This window comes from Arthrobacter ulcerisalmonis, assembly GCF_900609065.1.
In the GTDB taxonomy this organism is placed as follows: Bacteria; Actinomycetota; Actinomycetes; order Actinomycetales; family Micrococcaceae; genus Arthrobacter; species Arthrobacter ulcerisalmonis.
In genome coordinates, this window is the sequence record NZ_UXAU01000037.1 from 30,710 (window position 1) to 46,745 (window position 16,036).

Sequence of the window (16,036 nt, forward strand, 5' to 3'; positions counted from 1 at the left end):
GGAGCCTTTCGTGACCTCGGTCAGCCTTGGAATGCCGTCAGCACCGCCACCCGTCCTCGCCCCGCGCCGCAAAACGCGCCAGATCAAGGTCGGTTCGGTGGGCGTCGGTTCGGACTCGCCGATCAGCGTTCAGTCGATGACCACCACCCCCACCACGGACATCAACGCCACGCTGCAGCAGATCGCAGAGCTGACGGCGTCCGGCTGCGATATTGTCCGGGTTGCCTGCCCGTCTGCCGATGATGCCGAGGCCCTGCCCATCATCGCCAAAAAATCCCAAATTCCGGTGATCGCTGACATCCACTTCCAGCCGAAGTATGTTTTCGCCGCGATCGAAGCTGGCTGCGCCGCGGTCCGCGTGAACCCGGGCAACATCCGCAAATTTGATGACCAGGTCAAGGAAATCGCCCGCGCCGCCAAGGACCACGGAACCTCGATCCGCATCGGCATCAATGCCGGCTCGCTGGAGCCCGGCATCCTTAAAAAGTACGGGAAGGCCACCCCCGAGGCGTTGGTCGAGTCTGCCGTGTGGGAAGCTTCCCTGTTTGAAGAGCACGGCTTCCGCGACTTCAAGATTTCGGTCAAGCACAACGACCCCGTGATCATGGTCGCCGCCTACGAAATGCTCGCAGAGCAGGGCGACTGGCCGCTGCACCTGGGCGTCACCGAGGCCGGCCCCGCATTCCAGGGCACCATCAAGTCAGCCACCGCGTTCGGCGCATTGCTGGCCAAGGGCATCGGTGACACCATCCGGGTCTCGCTCTCCGCCCCGCCGGTAGAGGAAATCAAGGTGGGCAACCAGATCCTGCAGTCGCTGAACCTCCGGCCGCGCAAGCTGGAGATCGTGTCGTGCCCGTCTTGCGGACGCGCCCAGGTGGACGTCTACACGTTGGCCGAACAGGTGACCGCAGGGCTGGAGGGAATGGAGATTCCCCTTCGCGTGGCCGTCATGGGCTGTGTTGTCAACGGTCCCGGCGAGGCCCGCGAAGCAGATCTTGGAGTTGCGTCCGGCAATGGCAAGGGTCAGATTTTTGTGAAGGGCGAAGTCATCAAGACTGTGCCCGAAAGCGAAATTGTTGAGACACTGATCGAGGAAGCCATGCGTATCGCTGAGGAGATGGGGGAGGCTGATGGCGAAGATGCTGTCAAAGGTAGCCCCGTGGTTAGCGTCTCGTAGGGACGCACCAGATCCCCCGGGACTATCGGTACGCACCCTCGACAGTCACGATACTTCCGCGCTTCGCGGCCTGGCGCGCCAGGACCCCATCAGCAACGTCTTCATCCTCGCCCACCTGCGCTCGGCAGGCAGCGCTGCGCCCACCACGGGCGGGGCCGGGATCATTGGGGTGTTCGACGACGGCATGCTGGTGGGTGCCTGCTGGGCGGGCGCCAACCTGGTCCCCATCCAACTCGAGCCGGAGCTGGCCGGTCCAGTAGCCGAGATGGCTGCCAGCTCAGGGCGACGATATGCCTCCGCTTTTGGTCCGGCCAAAGCCGTCCTGGCCCTCCACGGTGAACTCATTCATCGCGGCCACCGGTCCCACGAGGTCCGTGCCGACCAACCCTTGATGATCATCGACACCCCGCCGCTGCTGGAATCCCACCCTGGCCTGAACCGGGGCATCCTCGCTGACTTTGAGCGGATCCTGCCTGCATGCGCCGCCATGTTCGAAGAGGAAGTCGGCTACTCGCCGTTCCTCGGCGGGCGTGAGTTTTACAGCCGCAGGGTAGAGGGGCTGATCCGGCAGGGGCACTCCCTCGTCCACCTCAACCAAGCCGGCCACGTGGTGTTCAAGGCCGAGCTTGGTGCTGTCACGGCAGAGGCAACCCAGGTGCAAGGTGTCTGGATGAACCCGGACTACCGCGGACGTGGCCTGAGCGCCGCCTACATGGCCGGCGTCGTTGAGCACGCGCGCCTGCTGGCGCCCGTGACCAGCCTTTACGTCAACGGCTTCAACAGCCGGGCACGTTCCATGTATGAACGGGTGGGCTTCCGGCAAGTGGGAACCTTCGCTACAGTTCTGTTCTAGCTGGCGACTGCCGGATCACGGACACTATGGGGGACTCGATGAAGACTTTGACGCTGCGCACCTTGGGCGCCACCTCGCTGCTCGCGCTGGCACTGGCTGGTTGCTCGAGCTCCAGCGACACACCGGCTGCCAGCGAGTCGGCACCTGCAGCGGCGTCCGCCGCACCTTCGTCTGCAGCGCCAACAGCCGACACGAAGTATTCCGCAGCTGACCTTTCCGGGATCCTTGAACAAGTTCAGGATTCCACCGGAAACAAACTGCAGGTGCTGCCCACCACCACCATCGAGGGCACCGTGGCGCAGACCAAGGACCTGATCGCCAGCATGGACATCAAGCCCGAAGAATGTAAGACGCTGGCAGCTTCCGGTTCCGTCCCGGATATTGACGGTGCTGTCCTGGCTGTCGGTCAACACACCGACTCAGCCACTGGATCCACGGTTGCCGTGTCCCTCATCTCGGGGTTGGACGCTGCTGCCTTCAGTAAATCTTTGACGCAGTCCACGGACCTGAAGAGCTGCGCGGACATGAGCATGACCGTCGCCGGCATGACCGTGTCCGTCAAGGTCACAGTGCTGGACGGCGTGGGAAGCACTCCGGAAACGTTGGCCTATCAGACGGATACCACGCTCCCCAACGGGACAGTTCAATCTGTGGTGACGGCCCAGCTTCAAAGGAACGGCGTAGTCATTTCGACTGTTGCCTCAGGTGGGGCCAACGTAGCCGCAAATGCTGCGGAGGCCGGCAGCCTGATCGACGCCACGGCAGCATTGATCAAGTAGCATTCGGGCGTGCCACGCCGGTGATGTCGCCGGTGAGATAGCGCTGAATGGTGGGGGCGACACTACGGACCACGTCCTCTGGAGATGCCGATGCGAGTGGCTCAAGCCGCACCACGTAGCGGACCATCATCAGCCCCACCACCTGGCTGGCCGCTAGGCTGCCCCGGAGTGCCACATCTGTGGGAGCTCCGGGCAGCCCAGCAGTAACGCGAGCAATGATCAGCCGGCCCACCACGTCCCGCAGCAGGGCCGTCCGGACGGTTGATCCCAGCGTGCCCCGAGCAAACGCCACCAGCCGTGCCTGGGCGGGACCCTCCCAGAGGCGTAGTACCGCGTTGACCACAAATTCGCCACGGTGTTCCGGCGCCGTCTCCGCGAGGCCAGCAAGCATCACCTCCGGATCCGCGGGCAGCTCCACACTTTGGCTGAAGAGCTCCTCTTTCCCGGCGAAATAGTGGTGAATCATTGCGGGATCAACGCCAGCCAGCCGGGCCACCTGACGCAGGCTGGTGCCATCGTAGCCGTGCTCGGCAAAGAGCCGGCGCGCTGAATCGAGAATGGCGGACTTGGATTCGCCAGCACCAACTCGCCGCCCACGCCTGGGTCTACCGGGATCGTTCGGAAAGCTCACTTGCTCTGCCGACGCAGGGTGAGGGCGGCAAGAACCAAGACACCCAAGGCGATGGCAGCCATGACTCCGGCATCTTGCCAGAGTCGGGCAGTCGCGTCCTGGTTGGCGGCGACTTCCTGCAGCGCATCAACGGAGAAGGTCAGTGGCAGCACATTCGAGATGGCCTCCAGGGCATCATTCATCCGGTCTCGTGCCACAAACAGCCCGCACAGCAGGATCTGCGGAACCACCACCACCGGCATGAACTGAACTGCCTGAAACTCGGTCTTTGCGAAAGCCGAGCACAGCAACCCCAGGGCCACGCCCAACACGGCGTTCAGGACGGCAATCAGCACCACCAGGGCTGGGGAGCCGGAGATCGCCAGGCCGAAGGCCCAATAAGCCACCGCCGTGGCAACCAAAGACTGCAGGGCAGCCATGACGGAGAACGCGAGTCCGTAGCCGAAGAGCAGGTCTGCCTTGTGTACGGGTGTGGTCAGCAACCTCTCCAGAGTGCCGGACGTGCGCTCACGGAGCATGGTGATGGAAGTGACCAGGAACATCACCACGAAGGGAAAGATCACCAACATCATCAGACCAACTCGATCAAAGGTTCTGGGCTGGCCGGGCAGGAGCGTCTCGTTTTCGTATAGGAAGTACACGGCGGTCAGCAGCAGGGCCGGAACAACCAGGATCAGGGCAACGCTGCGGCGGTCATGGCGCAACTGCTCCAGCACCCGGCGTGCCGTCGCCAGCAGCATGGAAACGTCCATCACCGCACCTCCTCGGTGGATGCGGACCTGTCTCCAGAACCGAGTTGATCTTGATCTGTATCACGGATGACGGCGAGGAAGGCTTTCTCCAGATCCGGGCTGCGTCCGCGTCTGCTGAGTTCCGCGGGGCTCAGTTGGGCCAGCAACCGGCCACCGCGGAGCAGGAGCAGGTTCTCGCAGTGACTGGCCTCTTCCATGACATGGCTGGAGACGAGCAGCGTTGTCCCGGCCTGGGCCATGGCCCGGAAACGGTCCCAGAGATCAGCGCGTAGCACGGGGTCCAGCCCTACGGTGGGCTCGTCCAGCACCAGCAATTGTGGCCGAGCAACCAAAGCGCAGGCCAGGGAAACTCGGCTCAGCTGACCTCCGGAAAGGTCCGCCGCCTTGCGTCGGCTCAATTCAGCGAGTCCGACGGCGGAAATCGCCGCATCGACGTCGGCTTTCCCTTTGCGGTGCATGGCGCCGAAGTAGCGCACGTTGGCCTCGACCGTCAGGTCAGGGTAGACGCTGGGGGACTGGGTAACGTATCCCACGCGATGCCGGAGGGCTGGACTACCAGCCGGCTGGCCGAGCACCTGGATGCTTCCCTCGGAAACGATCTGGACTCCCACGACCGCTCGCATGAGGGTGGTTTTCCCGCTGCCGGAAGGCCCCAAAAGCCCTGTGATCTGGCCGACGGGAATCTCGAAGTTGAGCCCATGCAGGACCGGTACTTTGCCGCGGACCACGCTCAACAGGCTCGCGGTGACCGCTGAGCCTGAAGGCGGAGTGCTTGGCTCGATTGCTGCTGAATGTGACATGGCCACTTCCAATCGCCGGCAGGCTTCCTGGTGGAAAGTGCCAAGAATTCATCACCTGATGAATTGAAAGTAGGCCTCTGAGTCTTGAACGTCAAGGGCCCCTGTGGTGGCGAGGCGAACATCAGCGGCCTTGTTATTGTGGCCGGCATCACATAGATTCAAATCTAGCTTCGTGGCAGCGATCTTTGACGGTCTCAGGTGTCGCTGCGCTGCCGCGGTTGGGCGTTGAGCCACGTCCGGATGCAATGACCAGCCCTTAGGCGGCCAGGGGCTTTGCATACTCCGGGCGTGGCTCTACTGCGTCGGCTCTACGGCGTCGGCCCTCCCGCCGGGCAACCGGTAGATTGGTTCTAGAGAAATTTGCCGCGCCTGCTGTTCCAGCACCTGCCCAGAAACGGACACCACCCGTGATCCAAAGAATGTCCCAGCTTTTCCTGCGCACCCTGCGTGAAGATCCTGTCGATGCTGAGGTCGCCAGCCACAAATTGCTGGTCCGCGCCGGGTACATCCGCCGCGCCGCCCCGGGCATCTACACCTGGTTGCCGTTGGGCCTCAGTGTCCTGCGTAAGGTCGAAGAAATCATTCGCCAGGAGATGTCCGCCATCGGCGCCCAGGAAGTCCACTTCCCGGCGTTGTTGCCGCGAGAGCCGTACGAAGCCACCAACCGCTGGACCGAATATGGCGAAGGCCTGTTCCGGCTCCAGGACCGTAAGGGTGCCGACTACCTGCTGGCTCCCACGCATGAGGAAATGTTCACGCTCCTGGTCAAGGACCTGTTCTCCTCGTACAAGGACCTGCCGCTGAGCCTCTACCAGATCCAGAACAAGTACCGTGACGAGGCCCGTCCCCGGGCAGGCCTGCTCCGCGGTCGCGAATTCATCATGAAGGACTCCTACTCCTTCGACATTGACGAAGCTGGCCTGGATGCAAGTTACGCTGCCCACCGCGGCGCGTACCTGAAGATCTTCGCCCGCCTTGGCCTGGAGGTTTTGCCGGTTTCAGCGACTGCCGGTGCCATGGGTGGGTCCAAGAGCGAAGAATTCCTGTTCCCCACGGAAATTGGCGAAGACACGTTTGTGCGTTCTGCAGGTGGCTACGCTGCCAACGTCGAGGCGGTCACCACAGTGGTTCCGGCGGAGATCGACTTCAGCGCGGCCCCTGCCGCACGCGTCCTGGACACCCCGGACACACCCACCATCGAGACGCTGGTGGACGCAGCCAATCAGCTCGCCCCCCGGACGGGCGACGACGGCCCCTGGACTGCCGCCGATACCCTCAAGAACGTGGTCCTTGCCGTTACGCTGCCCACCGGTGAGCGCCAGATTGTGGTCATTGGCGTCCCCGGCGATCGTGCCGTGGACCTCAAGCGCGTCGAAGCCAACATCGGCTCCTACCTCCCCATTGCCGGCGAGATCGGGCTCGAAGCAGCGAACGAAGCAGACCTGAAGAAGCAATCGCTGCTCGTCAAGGGCTACATCGGCCCGGGTCAGTCGCTGGATGCTGCCGTCCTCGGGTCAGAGGGCGCTGCCAAATTGCTCTATCTGGTAGATCCTCGGATCGTTGCGGGTACCAGTTGGATCACGGGAGCCAACGCTGCCGGACAGCACGTCTTCGGCCTGGTGGCTGGACGGGACTTCAGCTGGGACGGCACCATCGAATGCACCGACGTCCGCGCCGGTGATCCCGCTCCGGACGGCTCCGGGCCGCTGGAGACCGCCCGGGGCATCGAAATGGGCCACATCTTCCAGCTCGGCCGGAAATACGCCGAAGCGCTTGAACTGAAGGTGCTGGACCAGAACGGCAAGCAGGTCACCGTCACCATGGGTTCCTACGGTGTAGGTGTCACCAGGGCTGTCGCTGCCCTGGCCGAAGCCAACCACGACGACAAGGGCCTCATCTGGCCGCGCGCCGTCGCGCCTGCCGACATCCATGTTGTCGCCGTCGGCCGTGGCGAGGAGATCTTTGCCACCGCCGCACAGCTTGCCGAGGATCTGAGCGCTGCCGGCCTGAACGTCATTTATGACGACCGGCCCAAGGTGTCCCCGGGCGTCAAGTTTGGCGACGCCGAACTGCTGGGCGTCCCCACCATCCTTGCCGTGGGTCGCGGCCTTGCGGATGGCGTCGTCGAAATCAAGGACCGTCGCAGTGGTGAAGCCGAGAACATCGCTGTGGACAAGGCCGTTGACTACGTGGTCAGCGCTGTCCGCGGACAGTAGCACCGGCGCGCTCTGGTGGGACTGGAATCGCTTGAACTGAGCACACTGCTCCTGTTGGTTCTGGCTGGCTTCGCTGCTGGTTGGGTTGACGCTGTGGTGGGCGGTGGTGGCCTCATTCAGTTGCCGGCGCTGCTCCTGGTGCCCGGCATTTCCCCCGTCCAGGCTTTGGCGACCAACAAGCTGGGTTCAATTTTCGGCACCGCCACGAGCGCAACAACTTACTATCGCAGGGTCCGTCCGGATCTCCGGACGGCCCTGCCCATGGCCGTGATTGCGCTGGCTGGGAGTTTTGCCGGCGCAATCCTGGCAGCGTCACTTCCGTCCAGTGTGTTCAAACCGATCATTCTGGCGGCCCTGGTTGCTGTGGCGCTTTTCACCGCCCTCAAACCAGACGTTGGCGGGATCACGGAGCTACGCCACGACGGCCGGAAGCACTACGTAGTGGCATGCCTGATTGGTGGGATTATCGGTTTTTACGACGGGCTGATCGGGCCCGGCACCGGATCCTTCCTGGTCATCGCGCTCGTGTCCGCCATGGGCTACGCCTTCCTTGAGGCGAGCGCTAAGGCAAAGATCGTCAACATGGCTACCAATGCCGGGGCGTTGCTGTTCTTCATTCCGCATGGATCCATCATCTGGGGCCTTGGCCTGCTTCTAGGAGTCGCCAACATGGCTGGCGGCTACCTCGGGGCGCGAACGGCAGTGAAGCAAGGCAGCAAGTTCGTCCGCATCGTCTTTTTGCTGGTGGTCGCGGCCCTGATCATCAAGCTGGGCTCCGACGTGTGGCAGGACAATTTCGCCTGACACCTTTCAACGTGACCGCAGGATCTCCGGGAGGGCTGGCCGTTTGGCTGCCATAGCTCCGGGAGGCTTGCCCGATTGGTTGCTATAGCTCCGGGAGGGTTGGCTTCAGGAGGCGGGGGACTCGGATGCTGCCGCGCCCGGCTCGGGCAAGGAATGTGCGGCGGGTAGACCCGGCAAGGTTCGGCCAGCAAGAGTGCTGGCCACCCAGAGTGAGCGAGCCAGGTCGCCTTGGTGCCCCGGATTGGCGGCGTACCAGAGGGCATTGTCTACCTCCCGGGCAATAGCCCATTGGCGCGCCACATCGGCGTCCAGCCCAGCGAGCGCGCTGACGTGGTGGCAGCGCTCGAGGAGGCCCACTTCGGGATCGGAAGCCGGCAGGTCGCGTAGTCGGTTCCACAGGAGCGGAGCTACAGCGAATTCTGGTTCACCGATCATGGGCTGGGGATCTATGGCCGCAAAACTTTCTGTGTGGTTCGACGTGGCGGACGAGTTGTCCCTGGCCAGGATGTTGAGGAAGTGGAGGTCGGTATGGACCAAGACGTCCACCCCGGAGCGACGCCCCACGGCCCCTCGCGTCTGGCAGACCTCGAGTGCGGCTTCCAGGAGCCAACGCGGGAAGGGGCGTCCCAGCTGATCCCAGTCGGCTGGGAGAGTATCGCTCCACTGCTCTGCCTGGGCGGCCACATGGATAAACTCACTCCATTCCGGCCTGCCGTCCGGGCGGATGGACAGTTGTGGTACCAAAGCCGCCCATGCTTCAAGGGCTAAGTCCATGGGTTCGGAGCTCAAGGACCGGTCGCCGTCGAGCCGCTCCAACAGCATGGTGCAGGACGCAGGATGTGCGGCCAGCAGCCGAACGGCACCCTGGCCGTTCCATAGCGCCAAAGCATGGCGTTCAACCAAGGCTTCGTCGTGCGGGTAGGCGATTTTCAGGGCCGCGGTGGATCCGTCTGAATCCCTGACGGGAAGCACCATGCCGCCGTGGCCGCTCCAAGGGAGCACCCCCGGAGCGAGATCAATACTCAGTTGCCAGCGTTCCAGGGAGCTGCGAATCAATTCGGGCAGGGAATCCAGCCATCGTCGGCCGGAAGCTTCCCTGGAATACCGGGCAACAAGCCCTGGCGGGATCGTGACGCGTGCGGGCTGACTCATGAGACCACCCTAATCGGGGCTTGAGTCCGGCCCAGACCGAATTCCGTGGCCCTGAACGTCAGGGAACCTACATGCCGTTACGGCGAGCCAGCGGTTTCCGGGTACCGCTGTTCCGCGTGCGGGCTAAGCCGGTAGGTCACTAAGGCGTCGGCGGTGACAGGGCAGGCAGCGCGTTCTCGTCCAGGACGAGACCGGGAAGGTGCCCAACGTTTCCGCCCCAGGCGTTGGTCCGACGCGCCGCAGACAGCAGTCCGGAAACCGCCCATTCCCGTTGCGTTGCAGCGCTGACGGCGATGGCGTCGCCGTACGCTGCGAGGGAACTGCCTTCAAAAGCCGCCAACCCGGCCGCTGGGTCGGCGAGAAACTGCCCTCCGATGGCATAGCCCGGCTGGGGCGACGGTGGAGTACCGCAGTCGAGGCGACTATGTGCCGCGGCCTCTTCCGCACCTCGGCGATGCTCAGCCAGGAACGTCGACGCCGGTCCCCGCTGGGCCGCGTTCAGCCTGGTCAGGGCTACCTGGTAGGCGTAGACGGCTTGGTGCCCACGCTGCGCGAGGACTGAAAAAGCTTGCCCTGCATCCGGGGGAACGGTCAGGGCGGTTCCCGCGTTTGGCGTTCTTGTCGCTGCTGGGCTCGGACTGGCTGTCCCCGTACTCGCCGGTAAACAGGCTAAGGGCGTTGCGCCGGAGGTTGCAGCGGCCTTGCCGGAAGCTGGCGCTGTCCCTGAACCGGCGGGTGGTGCGGCGCTGGAGTCGGTTGGTGCGGTAGGGCTTGTAGCCGTTGGAGGCGCCGGCGCGGCGGCGGCCTCTGGTGCGCCCACGGCGGCAGCGAGTTTCTCGGCTGCCAAGAGTTGCGCCACACCGGCGCTGGCCAGCAGCCTGGCCATTCCGCCGTCGACCGTCCTGGCGTCCTGCAGGCGGGTGCGTGCGCTGGCTGCCAGCGTGCTGGCGAGCGCCGGGGGAGTCGGTGCGGAGCGTGGCGTGGCGGACTGTGTGGGCGTGGGTGTGTGGGACTGCTGGCTGCTTTCGACGGACCCGGCCGGACCCGTCACAGGAACCGCCGTCACAAGGGCAGGCGCGGCCGGATCCTGAAGCGCCCGCGCCTGGAAGGTCAGCAAGGTCACAACGTCGTCCAAGGTGGCGGCAGCAGCGCCGTCGACCGCTCCAGAGTTGGTGAGCCTGAGGCTGTCAGATCGGATCGCGAGGGCCTCGTCGTAGGCATCAGCTCGGGCCAATTCAGTGGCCGACGGTGGCGGTGGAGCCGGTGGATCCGCGGGAATCAGGGTCAAACCGAGGCTGAGGACCACCAAGGTGGCGAGTGCCAACACAGCAACGCGGAAATTCTTCGCCGGCCGGCGCTCGTCTGTGTTCGCAGCCTTGGCCGGTTTTTCCCCATTCACAACAGACCATGCTGCCACGGCGGCCGGGAAACACCATGCTCCCGCTGCCGGTAAAGTAGCTACGCTAGTACACACAACATCATCTATAGGGAGGCGGCCGGTATCGTGAGCAACCCAGAAGCCACGGCTTCAGCAGGTCAGACCGAAACGGACGGGCTGGAGCCCGCCGCCGCACACAACCCGGAAGCCGACCGCCTCCGCGCGCTCCTGGCGCCGGTAGTGCTGGCTAACCGGCTGTACCTGGAGGACGTCGTCATCGTTGCCGGCTCACATCGGGTGGTGCACGTGGTGGTGGACCTGCCCCAGGAGGAGACCGGTGGCGTCAACCTGGACGTCATTGCTGACATCTCCCGGGCGCTGTCCGATGTCCTGGACAACGACCCCGCCGACGACGGCCGCCCGTATGACCTCGAAGTCTCCTCGCCCGGTGTTTCGCGGCCGCTGACCGAACCCCGCCACTGGCACCGCGCCCGCGGACGGATGGTTAAAGTCAACGTCATGCAGGGCGAGAACGTCACAGGCCGCATCCAGGCCGTGGACGATCAGGGCGTCACCCTGGTCCCCGAAATTGCCGTGAAAAAGGGCATGAAGCCCAAGCAGGGCGAGCCACTGACACTTCCCTTCGACAGGATTCGTAACGGAAAAGTCGAGATCGAATTCAGCCATTTCCCCGAGGATGGTCTGGAACCGCAACACAATGGACCTTCTGAGGAGGCCTGATGGATATTGACATGAGCGCACTGAGACTTCTGGAGCGTGAGCGTGAAATTCCGCTGGACCTCCTGATCCCTGCGATTGAGCAGGCACTCCTGGTGGCGTACCACAAGTCACCCGGTGCCTTCGAGCGTGCCCGCGCGGAGTTGGACCGGAAGACCGGCCACGTCACCATCTGGGCAGTAGAAATTGACGACGACGGTGCCCCCATCGGTGAATTCGAGGACACCCCGGCGGGGTTTGGCCGGATCGCGGCCAGCACGGCGCGCCAGATCATCCTGCAGCGCCTGCGCGACGTTGAGGATGACAACATCCTTGGCGAGTTCAAGGGCCGCGAGGGCGAGCTGATCGCCGGTACCATCCAGCAAGGCAACAACCCCAACATGATCCAGGTCCACCTGGGCGCCGTTGAAGCTTTGCTGCCGCCCGCGGAACAGGTTCCGGGCGAGAAATACGTGCACGGCAACCGGCTCCGCGCCTTGGTCATCGATGTCCACCGCGGCACCAAGGGCCCATCGGTCACGCTGTCCCGATCGCACCCCGGCTTGGTACGGAAGCTCTTCGAAATGGAAGTCCCGGAAATCGCCGACCACTCGGTGGAGATTGTGGCACTGGCGCGCGAAGCTGGCCACCGGACCAAGATTGCCGTCCAGGCGAACGTCTCGGGCGTCAACGCCAAGGGTGCTTGCATCGGCGAAATGGGCTCCCGGGTCCGCGCCGTGATGACCGAACTCAACGACGAGAAGATCGACATTGTCGACTTCAGCGAGAACCCGGCAACTTTCATTGCCAGTGCGCTCTCGCCGTCGCGGGTGAATTCGGTCACCATCACTGATGAGGCCACCCGGTCAGCCCGCGTGGTGGTACCCGACTACCAACTGTCGTTGGCGATCGGCAAGGAAGGCCAAAACGCCCGCCTGGCCGCCAAACTCACCGGCTGGCGGATCGACATCGTCTCGGACGCAGCGCCGGCACCGGCGGAATAGTTTCCGGCACACTCACCGGATCAGCCAAGCGCTCCAGAACGGCGTTTGAACTGGGGTGGGGCCGCGCCGCCCCCCCACCCCAGTTCGGGTAGAACGCCCTAAAGGGGCTAGAATAGACAAGTCCGCGCCTAACAGCCGGTAGCCGTGCGCCCCGAGCGTTCCTTGCCATGTGCGGGGAACCATCAGAGGGCCAGCAGATATGAACGTCAGGACGATCAACGTGGTAGAAGTGCTTTCCACTGAAAATCAACCTGAGCGTACCTGCATCGGGTGTCGAAAGAAGGGCCAGCGGGCAGAGTTACTCCGGCTCGTCGCCGACAACAGCGGTTCACCCGCGGTTGTGGTGGATCAACGACGCCGGATGGCTGGCCGGGGTGCATGGCTGCATCCCAGCGAATCGTGCCTTGCTCTGGCGATCAAGCGGAGAGCGTTCGGACGTGCCCTGCCGGGCGCAACCGACGCCACCGCCGTCGAATACTGGATCAAGCAGGGCCCGAACGTTGCCGGTGCCGTGCCGCCTGCAACACCAACCGTCCAACCTGAAAGCGGGTCAGAAAACTGATGGAAACCCGATGAGTTCCCAGCGATGAGTGCGTAACGATGACAACTTTGTTGCGCTCTGCAATGGGCCCTTCAGCAGCATTTGCGGCTGGGGTCCGCAGTAAGAAGTAGACGGTTCGTGCCTGGCTCGGTGCGGACCGAGACAGGAGAAATGTGGCCAAGGTCCGCGTACACGAGCTTGCTAAAGAGCTCGGTATTACTTCCAAAGATGCAGTGACAAAACTGCAGGAACTGGGCGAATTCGTTCGCTCCGCCTCGTCAACAATCGAGGCCCCGGTGGTGCGCAAGCTGCGCAACGCCTTCCCCGACGCCGCCAAGCAGGCAGCACCCGCGGCAGCGCCCCAGGCGTCTGCCCCCGCTGCGCCGGCACGTCCTTCAACTCCGGCACCAGGCCCGGCTGCCCCCAAGCCTCCGGCTCCTGCAGCCCAGGCGCCTGCCGCCGCAGCACCCGCCGCGCCGGCAGCCCCGGCCGCACAGGCACCTGCTGCTCCCGCGACACCGGCACCAGCCGCTGCTGCACCGTCAACCGGTGCAAAGCCTGGCGCCCGGCCAGCACCCAAGGCTGAGACGCCTGCTCCCGCTGCCCGCCAGGGCGGTTCGGGCCAGGGCTCCTCGGCACCACGCCCCGGCGGTCCCCGTCCGGGTAACAACCCGTTCGCCACTTCGCAGGGCATGCCCCGCGGCCGTGGCGGCGACGGCGAGCGTGCTCCCCGTCCGGGTAACAACCCCTTCGCACCTTCGCAGGGCATGCCCCGCGCCGGTGGCCGCAACGACGGCGAACGTCCGGGCGGTCCCCGTCCGGCAGCCGGTGCAGGTGGACCCCGTCCCGGTGGGCCGCGTCCCGCAGCCGGCGCCGGTGGACCCCGCCCTGCAGCTGGTACAGGTGGACCCCGTCCGGGTGCACCGCGTCCCGCCGGTGCTGGCGGAAACCGCCCCACTCCCGGCATGATGCCCAACCGTACCGAACGTCCCGCACCCGCTGGTGCAGGCCGTCCGGGTGCGGGTGGCCGCGGACCCGGACGTCCGGGTGGCGCCCCAGGTACCGGCGGACCCGGTGCAGGCGGCGGCGCTCCGGCCGGCGGTGGCTTCGGCAAGGGTGGCCGCGGACGCGGTGGTACCCAGGGTGCCTTCGGTAAGGGCGGCGCAGGTCGTGGCAAGCAGCGCAAGTCCAAGCGCGCTAAGCGCCAGGAACTTGAGCAGATGAGCGCCCCGTCGCTGGGTGGCGTGAGCGTACCCCGCGGCGACGGCAACACTGTGGTGCGTTTGCGCCGCGGCTCGTCTATCACTGACTTCGCCGACAAGATCGAGGCGAATCCCGCAGCACTGGTGACCGTCCTCTTCCACCTCGGCGAGATGGCCACGGCCACCCAGTCATTGGATGAAGAGACCTTCGCACTGTTGGGTGAGGAGCTTGGCTACAAGCTCCAGGTGGTGTCCCCGGAGGACGAGGAGCGCGAGCTGCTCTCCACCTTCGACATTGACTTCGAAGCCGAACTTGAAGCCGAAGGCGACGACGACCTTGAGGCACGTCCTCCTGTTGTCACCGTCATGGGCCACGTGGACCACGGTAAAACCCGCCTGCTCGATGCCATCCGCAAGTCGGACGTCATGGCCGGCGAGCACGGCGGCATCACCCAGCACATCGGTGCCTACCAGGTCACCCACACCCACGAGGACATTGACCGGAAGATCACCTTCATTGACACCCCGGGCCACGAGGCGTTCACCGCCATGCGTGCACGTGGTGCCAAGGTCACCGACATCGCCATCCTGGTGGTTGCCGCGGACGACGGCGTCATGCCCCAGACCGTTGAAGCCCTCAACCACGCACAGGCAGCAAATGTGCCGATCGTGGTGGCAGTGAACAAGATCGACAAGGAAGGCGCCAACCCGGAGAAGGTCCGCGGCCAGCTGACCGAATACGGCCTGGTTCCCGAGGAATACGGTGGCGACACCATGTTCGTTGAGGTCTCTGCCCGCCAGAACCTCAACATTGACGAACTGCTCGAGGCTGTCCTGCTCACCGCAGACGCAGCCCTGGACATGCGCGCCAACCCGAACAAGGACGCCCGCGGTATTGCGATCGAAGCCAACCTGGACAAGGGCCGCGGTTCGGTTGCCACCGTCCTGGTGCAGTCCGGCTCGCTCCGCGTCGGCGACACGATCGTTGCCGGCACTGCCCACGGCCGTGTCCGTGCAATGTTCGACGACGACGGCAGCGCCCTGACCGAGGCCGGCCCGTCCCGCCCCGTGCAGGTGCTGGGTCTGTCCAACGTGCCGCGCGCAGGCGACACCTTCTTCGTGACCGCTGACGAGCGTACCGCCCGCCAGATCGCCGAGAAGCGTGAAGCAGCCGACCGCAACGCCGCCTTGGCGAAGCGTCGCAAGCGCATCAGCCTCGAAGACTTCGACCAGGCAGTGGCTGATGGCAAGATCGACACCCTCAACCTCATCCTCAAGGGTGACGTATCAGGTGCCGTGGAAGCCCTCGAAGACGCCCTGCTCAAGATCGACGTTGGCGAAGGCGTGCAGCTGCGCGTCATCCACCGCGGCGTGGGTGCCATCACCCAGAACGACGTCAACCTGGCAACAGTGGACAGCGCCGTTATCATCGGCTTCAACGTCAAGCCCGCCGAGCGGGTTGCCGAACTGGCAGACCGCGAAGGCGTGGACATGCGGTTCTACTCCGTCATCTACTCCGCCATCGACGACATCGAGTTGGCCCTCAAGGGCATGCTCAAGCCGGAATACGAAGAATTCCAGCTCGGCACCGCCGAGGTCCGCGAAGTGTTCCGTTCCTCCAAGTTCGGCAACATTGCAGGCTCGATTGTCCGGTCCGGCATCATCCGCCGTAACACCAAGGCACGGATCAGCCGCGACGGCAAGATCATCGGTGAGAACCTCACCGTTGAGACGCTCAAGCGCTTCAAGGATGACGCCACCGAGGTCCGCACGGACTTCGAGTGTGGTATCGGTCTTGGCTCGTTCAACGACATCAACGAAGGCGACATCATCGAAACCTTCGAGATGCGCGAGAAGCCGCGCGCTTAAGGCTCGTTGATTCTCTGGCGGGGCCGTTGGGATTTTCCGGCGGCCCCGCCCCGCACTCCGCGATTGAGGGGGCCCCGCCCCTACGACGGAAGGCCAGCGATCTACGATCGTTGGCCTTCCGTCTCCGGCAGCGGAACTGGCCTTCCCAACTCTCGCAAGCT

Annotated in this window: 14 protein-coding genes; 9 read left to right on the plus strand and 5 right to left on the minus strand. The window is 64.4% G+C overall.

The genetic code is table 11. From position 1 onward, the window contains the following. Positions 1 to 10: 10 nt before the first annotated feature. The 3 genes from ispG to PSET11_RS12445 are packed head-to-tail and all read left to right on the plus strand — an operon-like array spanning position 11 to position 2,809. Positions 11 to 1,177, plus strand: coding sequence for a flavodoxin-dependent (E)-4-hydroxy-3-methylbut-2-enyl-diphosphate synthase (ispG, locus tag PSET11_RS12435; RefSeq protein ID WP_124092641.1), 1,167 nt, complete (start codon positions 11 to 13; stop codon positions 1,175 to 1,177). Then, positions 1,140 to 2,030, plus strand: coding sequence for a GNAT family N-acetyltransferase (locus PSET11_RS12440; protein WP_124092727.1), 891 nt, complete (start codon positions 1,140 to 1,142; stop codon positions 2,028 to 2,030). The genes ispG and PSET11_RS12440 overlap by 38 nt, the downstream gene beginning before the upstream one ends. A gap of 38 nt (positions 2,031 to 2,068) precedes the next feature. Further along, positions 2,069 to 2,809 carry a hypothetical protein gene (locus PSET11_RS12445; RefSeq protein WP_124092642.1) on the plus strand — a complete coding sequence of 247 codons (741 nt, stop codon included), beginning with the start codon at positions 2,069 to 2,071 and terminating at the stop codon, positions 2,807 to 2,809. Here PSET11_RS12445 and PSET11_RS12450 read toward each other — a convergent pair. Genes PSET11_RS12450 through PSET11_RS12460 form a run of 3 tightly spaced genes read right to left on the minus strand, consistent with a single transcriptional unit; the run spans position 2,802 to position 4,992 of the window. Beyond that, positions 2,802 to 3,440 carry a TetR/AcrR family transcriptional regulator gene (locus PSET11_RS12450; protein ID WP_124092643.1) on the minus strand — a complete coding sequence of 213 codons (639 nt, stop codon included), beginning with the start codon at positions 3,438 to 3,440 and terminating at the stop codon, positions 2,802 to 2,804. The two genes, PSET11_RS12445 and PSET11_RS12450, sit on opposite strands and share 8 nt — an antisense overlap. Continuing rightward, positions 3,437 to 4,180, minus strand: coding sequence for an ABC transporter permease (locus PSET11_RS12455; RefSeq protein ID WP_124092728.1), 744 nt, complete (start codon positions 4,178 to 4,180; stop codon positions 3,437 to 3,439). The genes PSET11_RS12450 and PSET11_RS12455 overlap by 4 nt, the downstream gene beginning before the upstream one ends. A gap of 11 nt (positions 4,181 to 4,191) precedes the next feature. Further along, positions 4,192 to 4,992 (minus strand): ABC transporter ATP-binding protein, encoded by an 801-nt coding sequence (locus tag PSET11_RS12460; protein WP_124092644.1) that lies wholly within the window; start codon positions 4,990 to 4,992, stop codon positions 4,192 to 4,194. A 419-nt stretch (positions 4,993 to 5,411) separates the two neighbouring features. Between PSET11_RS12460 and PSET11_RS12465 the strand changes: the two genes are divergently transcribed. Beyond that, complete coding sequence (locus PSET11_RS12465) at positions 5,412 to 7,208, plus strand: proline--tRNA ligase (RefSeq protein WP_377946956.1); 1,797 nt, start codon at positions 5,412 to 5,414, stop codon at positions 7,206 to 7,208. Positions 7,209 to 7,223: 15 nt separating this feature from the next. Then, positions 7,224 to 8,012: a sulfite exporter TauE/SafE family protein gene (locus PSET11_RS12470; protein WP_238989142.1), complete on the plus strand. Its 789-nt coding sequence runs from the start codon at positions 7,224 to 7,226 to the stop codon at positions 8,010 to 8,012. Between the two features lie 105 nt (positions 8,013 to 8,117). Here PSET11_RS12470 and PSET11_RS12475 read toward each other — a convergent pair whose 3' ends face one another. Together PSET11_RS12475 and PSET11_RS12480 are read right to left on the minus strand one after the other, a co-directional pair. Further along, positions 8,118 to 9,164 carry an aminoglycoside phosphotransferase family protein gene (locus PSET11_RS12475; RefSeq protein WP_124092647.1) on the minus strand — a complete coding sequence of 349 codons (1,047 nt, stop codon included), beginning with the start codon at positions 9,162 to 9,164 and terminating at the stop codon, positions 8,118 to 8,120. Between the two features lie 139 nt (positions 9,165 to 9,303). Further along, entirely contained in the window at positions 9,304 to 10,563 is a 1,260-nt protein-coding gene (locus PSET11_RS12480) for a DUF4439 domain-containing protein (RefSeq protein WP_124092648.1), read from the minus strand. 105 nt (positions 10,564 to 10,668) lie between these two features. Here PSET11_RS12480 and PSET11_RS12485 point away from each other — a divergent pair, with 105 nt between their 5' ends. The 4 genes from PSET11_RS12485 to infB all read left to right on the plus strand — a co-directional run bounded on the left by PSET11_RS12485 (position 10,669) and on the right by infB (position 15,875). Further along, complete coding sequence (locus tag PSET11_RS12485) at positions 10,669 to 11,283, plus strand: ribosome maturation factor RimP (RefSeq protein WP_124092649.1); 615 nt, start codon at positions 10,669 to 10,671, stop codon at positions 11,281 to 11,283. Next, positions 11,283 to 12,263, plus strand: a complete 981-nt coding sequence (gene nusA, locus PSET11_RS12490; RefSeq protein WP_124092650.1) for a transcription termination factor NusA — start codon at positions 11,283 to 11,285, stop codon at positions 12,261 to 12,263. The genes PSET11_RS12485 and nusA overlap by 1 nt, the downstream gene beginning before the upstream one ends. A 199-nt stretch (positions 12,264 to 12,462) precedes the next feature. After that, positions 12,463 to 12,825 carry a YlxR family protein gene (locus PSET11_RS12495; RefSeq protein ID WP_124092651.1) on the plus strand — a complete coding sequence of 121 codons (363 nt, stop codon included), beginning with the start codon at positions 12,463 to 12,465 and terminating at the stop codon, positions 12,823 to 12,825. Between the two features lie 152 nt (positions 12,826 to 12,977). Continuing rightward, on the plus strand, positions 12,978 to 15,875 hold the full coding sequence (gene infB, locus PSET11_RS12500) for a translation initiation factor IF-2 (RefSeq protein ID WP_124092652.1): 2,898 nt from the start codon (positions 12,978 to 12,980) through the stop codon (positions 15,873 to 15,875). The last annotated feature ends 161 nt before the right edge of the window (positions 15,876 to 16,036 follow it).

Bases quoted from the DNA above. Each gene is read 5' to 3' on its own strand.
- PSET11_RS12445 (WP_124092642.1), top strand. From the start codon at position 2,069: ATGAAGACTTTGACGCTGCGCACCTTGGGCGCCACCTCGCTGCTCGCG.
- PSET11_RS12455 (WP_124092728.1), bottom strand. From the start codon at position 4,180: ATGCTGCTGGCGACGGCACGCCGGGTGCTGGAGCAGTTGCGCCATGAC.
- PSET11_RS12495 (WP_124092651.1), top strand. From the start codon at position 12,463: ATGAACGTCAGGACGATCAACGTGGTAGAAGTGCTTTCCACTGAAAAT.
- nusA (WP_124092650.1), top strand. From the start codon at position 11,283: ATGGATATTGACATGAGCGCACTGAGACTTCTGGAGCGTGAGCGTGAA.
- PSET11_RS12440 (WP_124092727.1), top strand. From the start codon at position 1,140: ATGCTGTCAAAGGTAGCCCCGTGGTTAGCGTCTCGTAGGGACGCACCA.
- PSET11_RS12460 (WP_124092644.1), bottom strand. From the start codon at position 4,992: ATGTCACATTCAGCAGCAATCGAGCCAAGCACTCCGCCTTCAGGCTCA.
- PSET11_RS12465 (WP_377946956.1), top strand. From the start codon at position 5,412: ATGTCCCAGCTTTTCCTGCGCACCCTGCGTGAAGATCCTGTCGATGCT.
- PSET11_RS12475 (WP_124092647.1), bottom strand. From the start codon at position 9,164: ATGAGTCAGCCCGCACGCGTCACGATCCCGCCAGGGCTTGTTGCCCGG.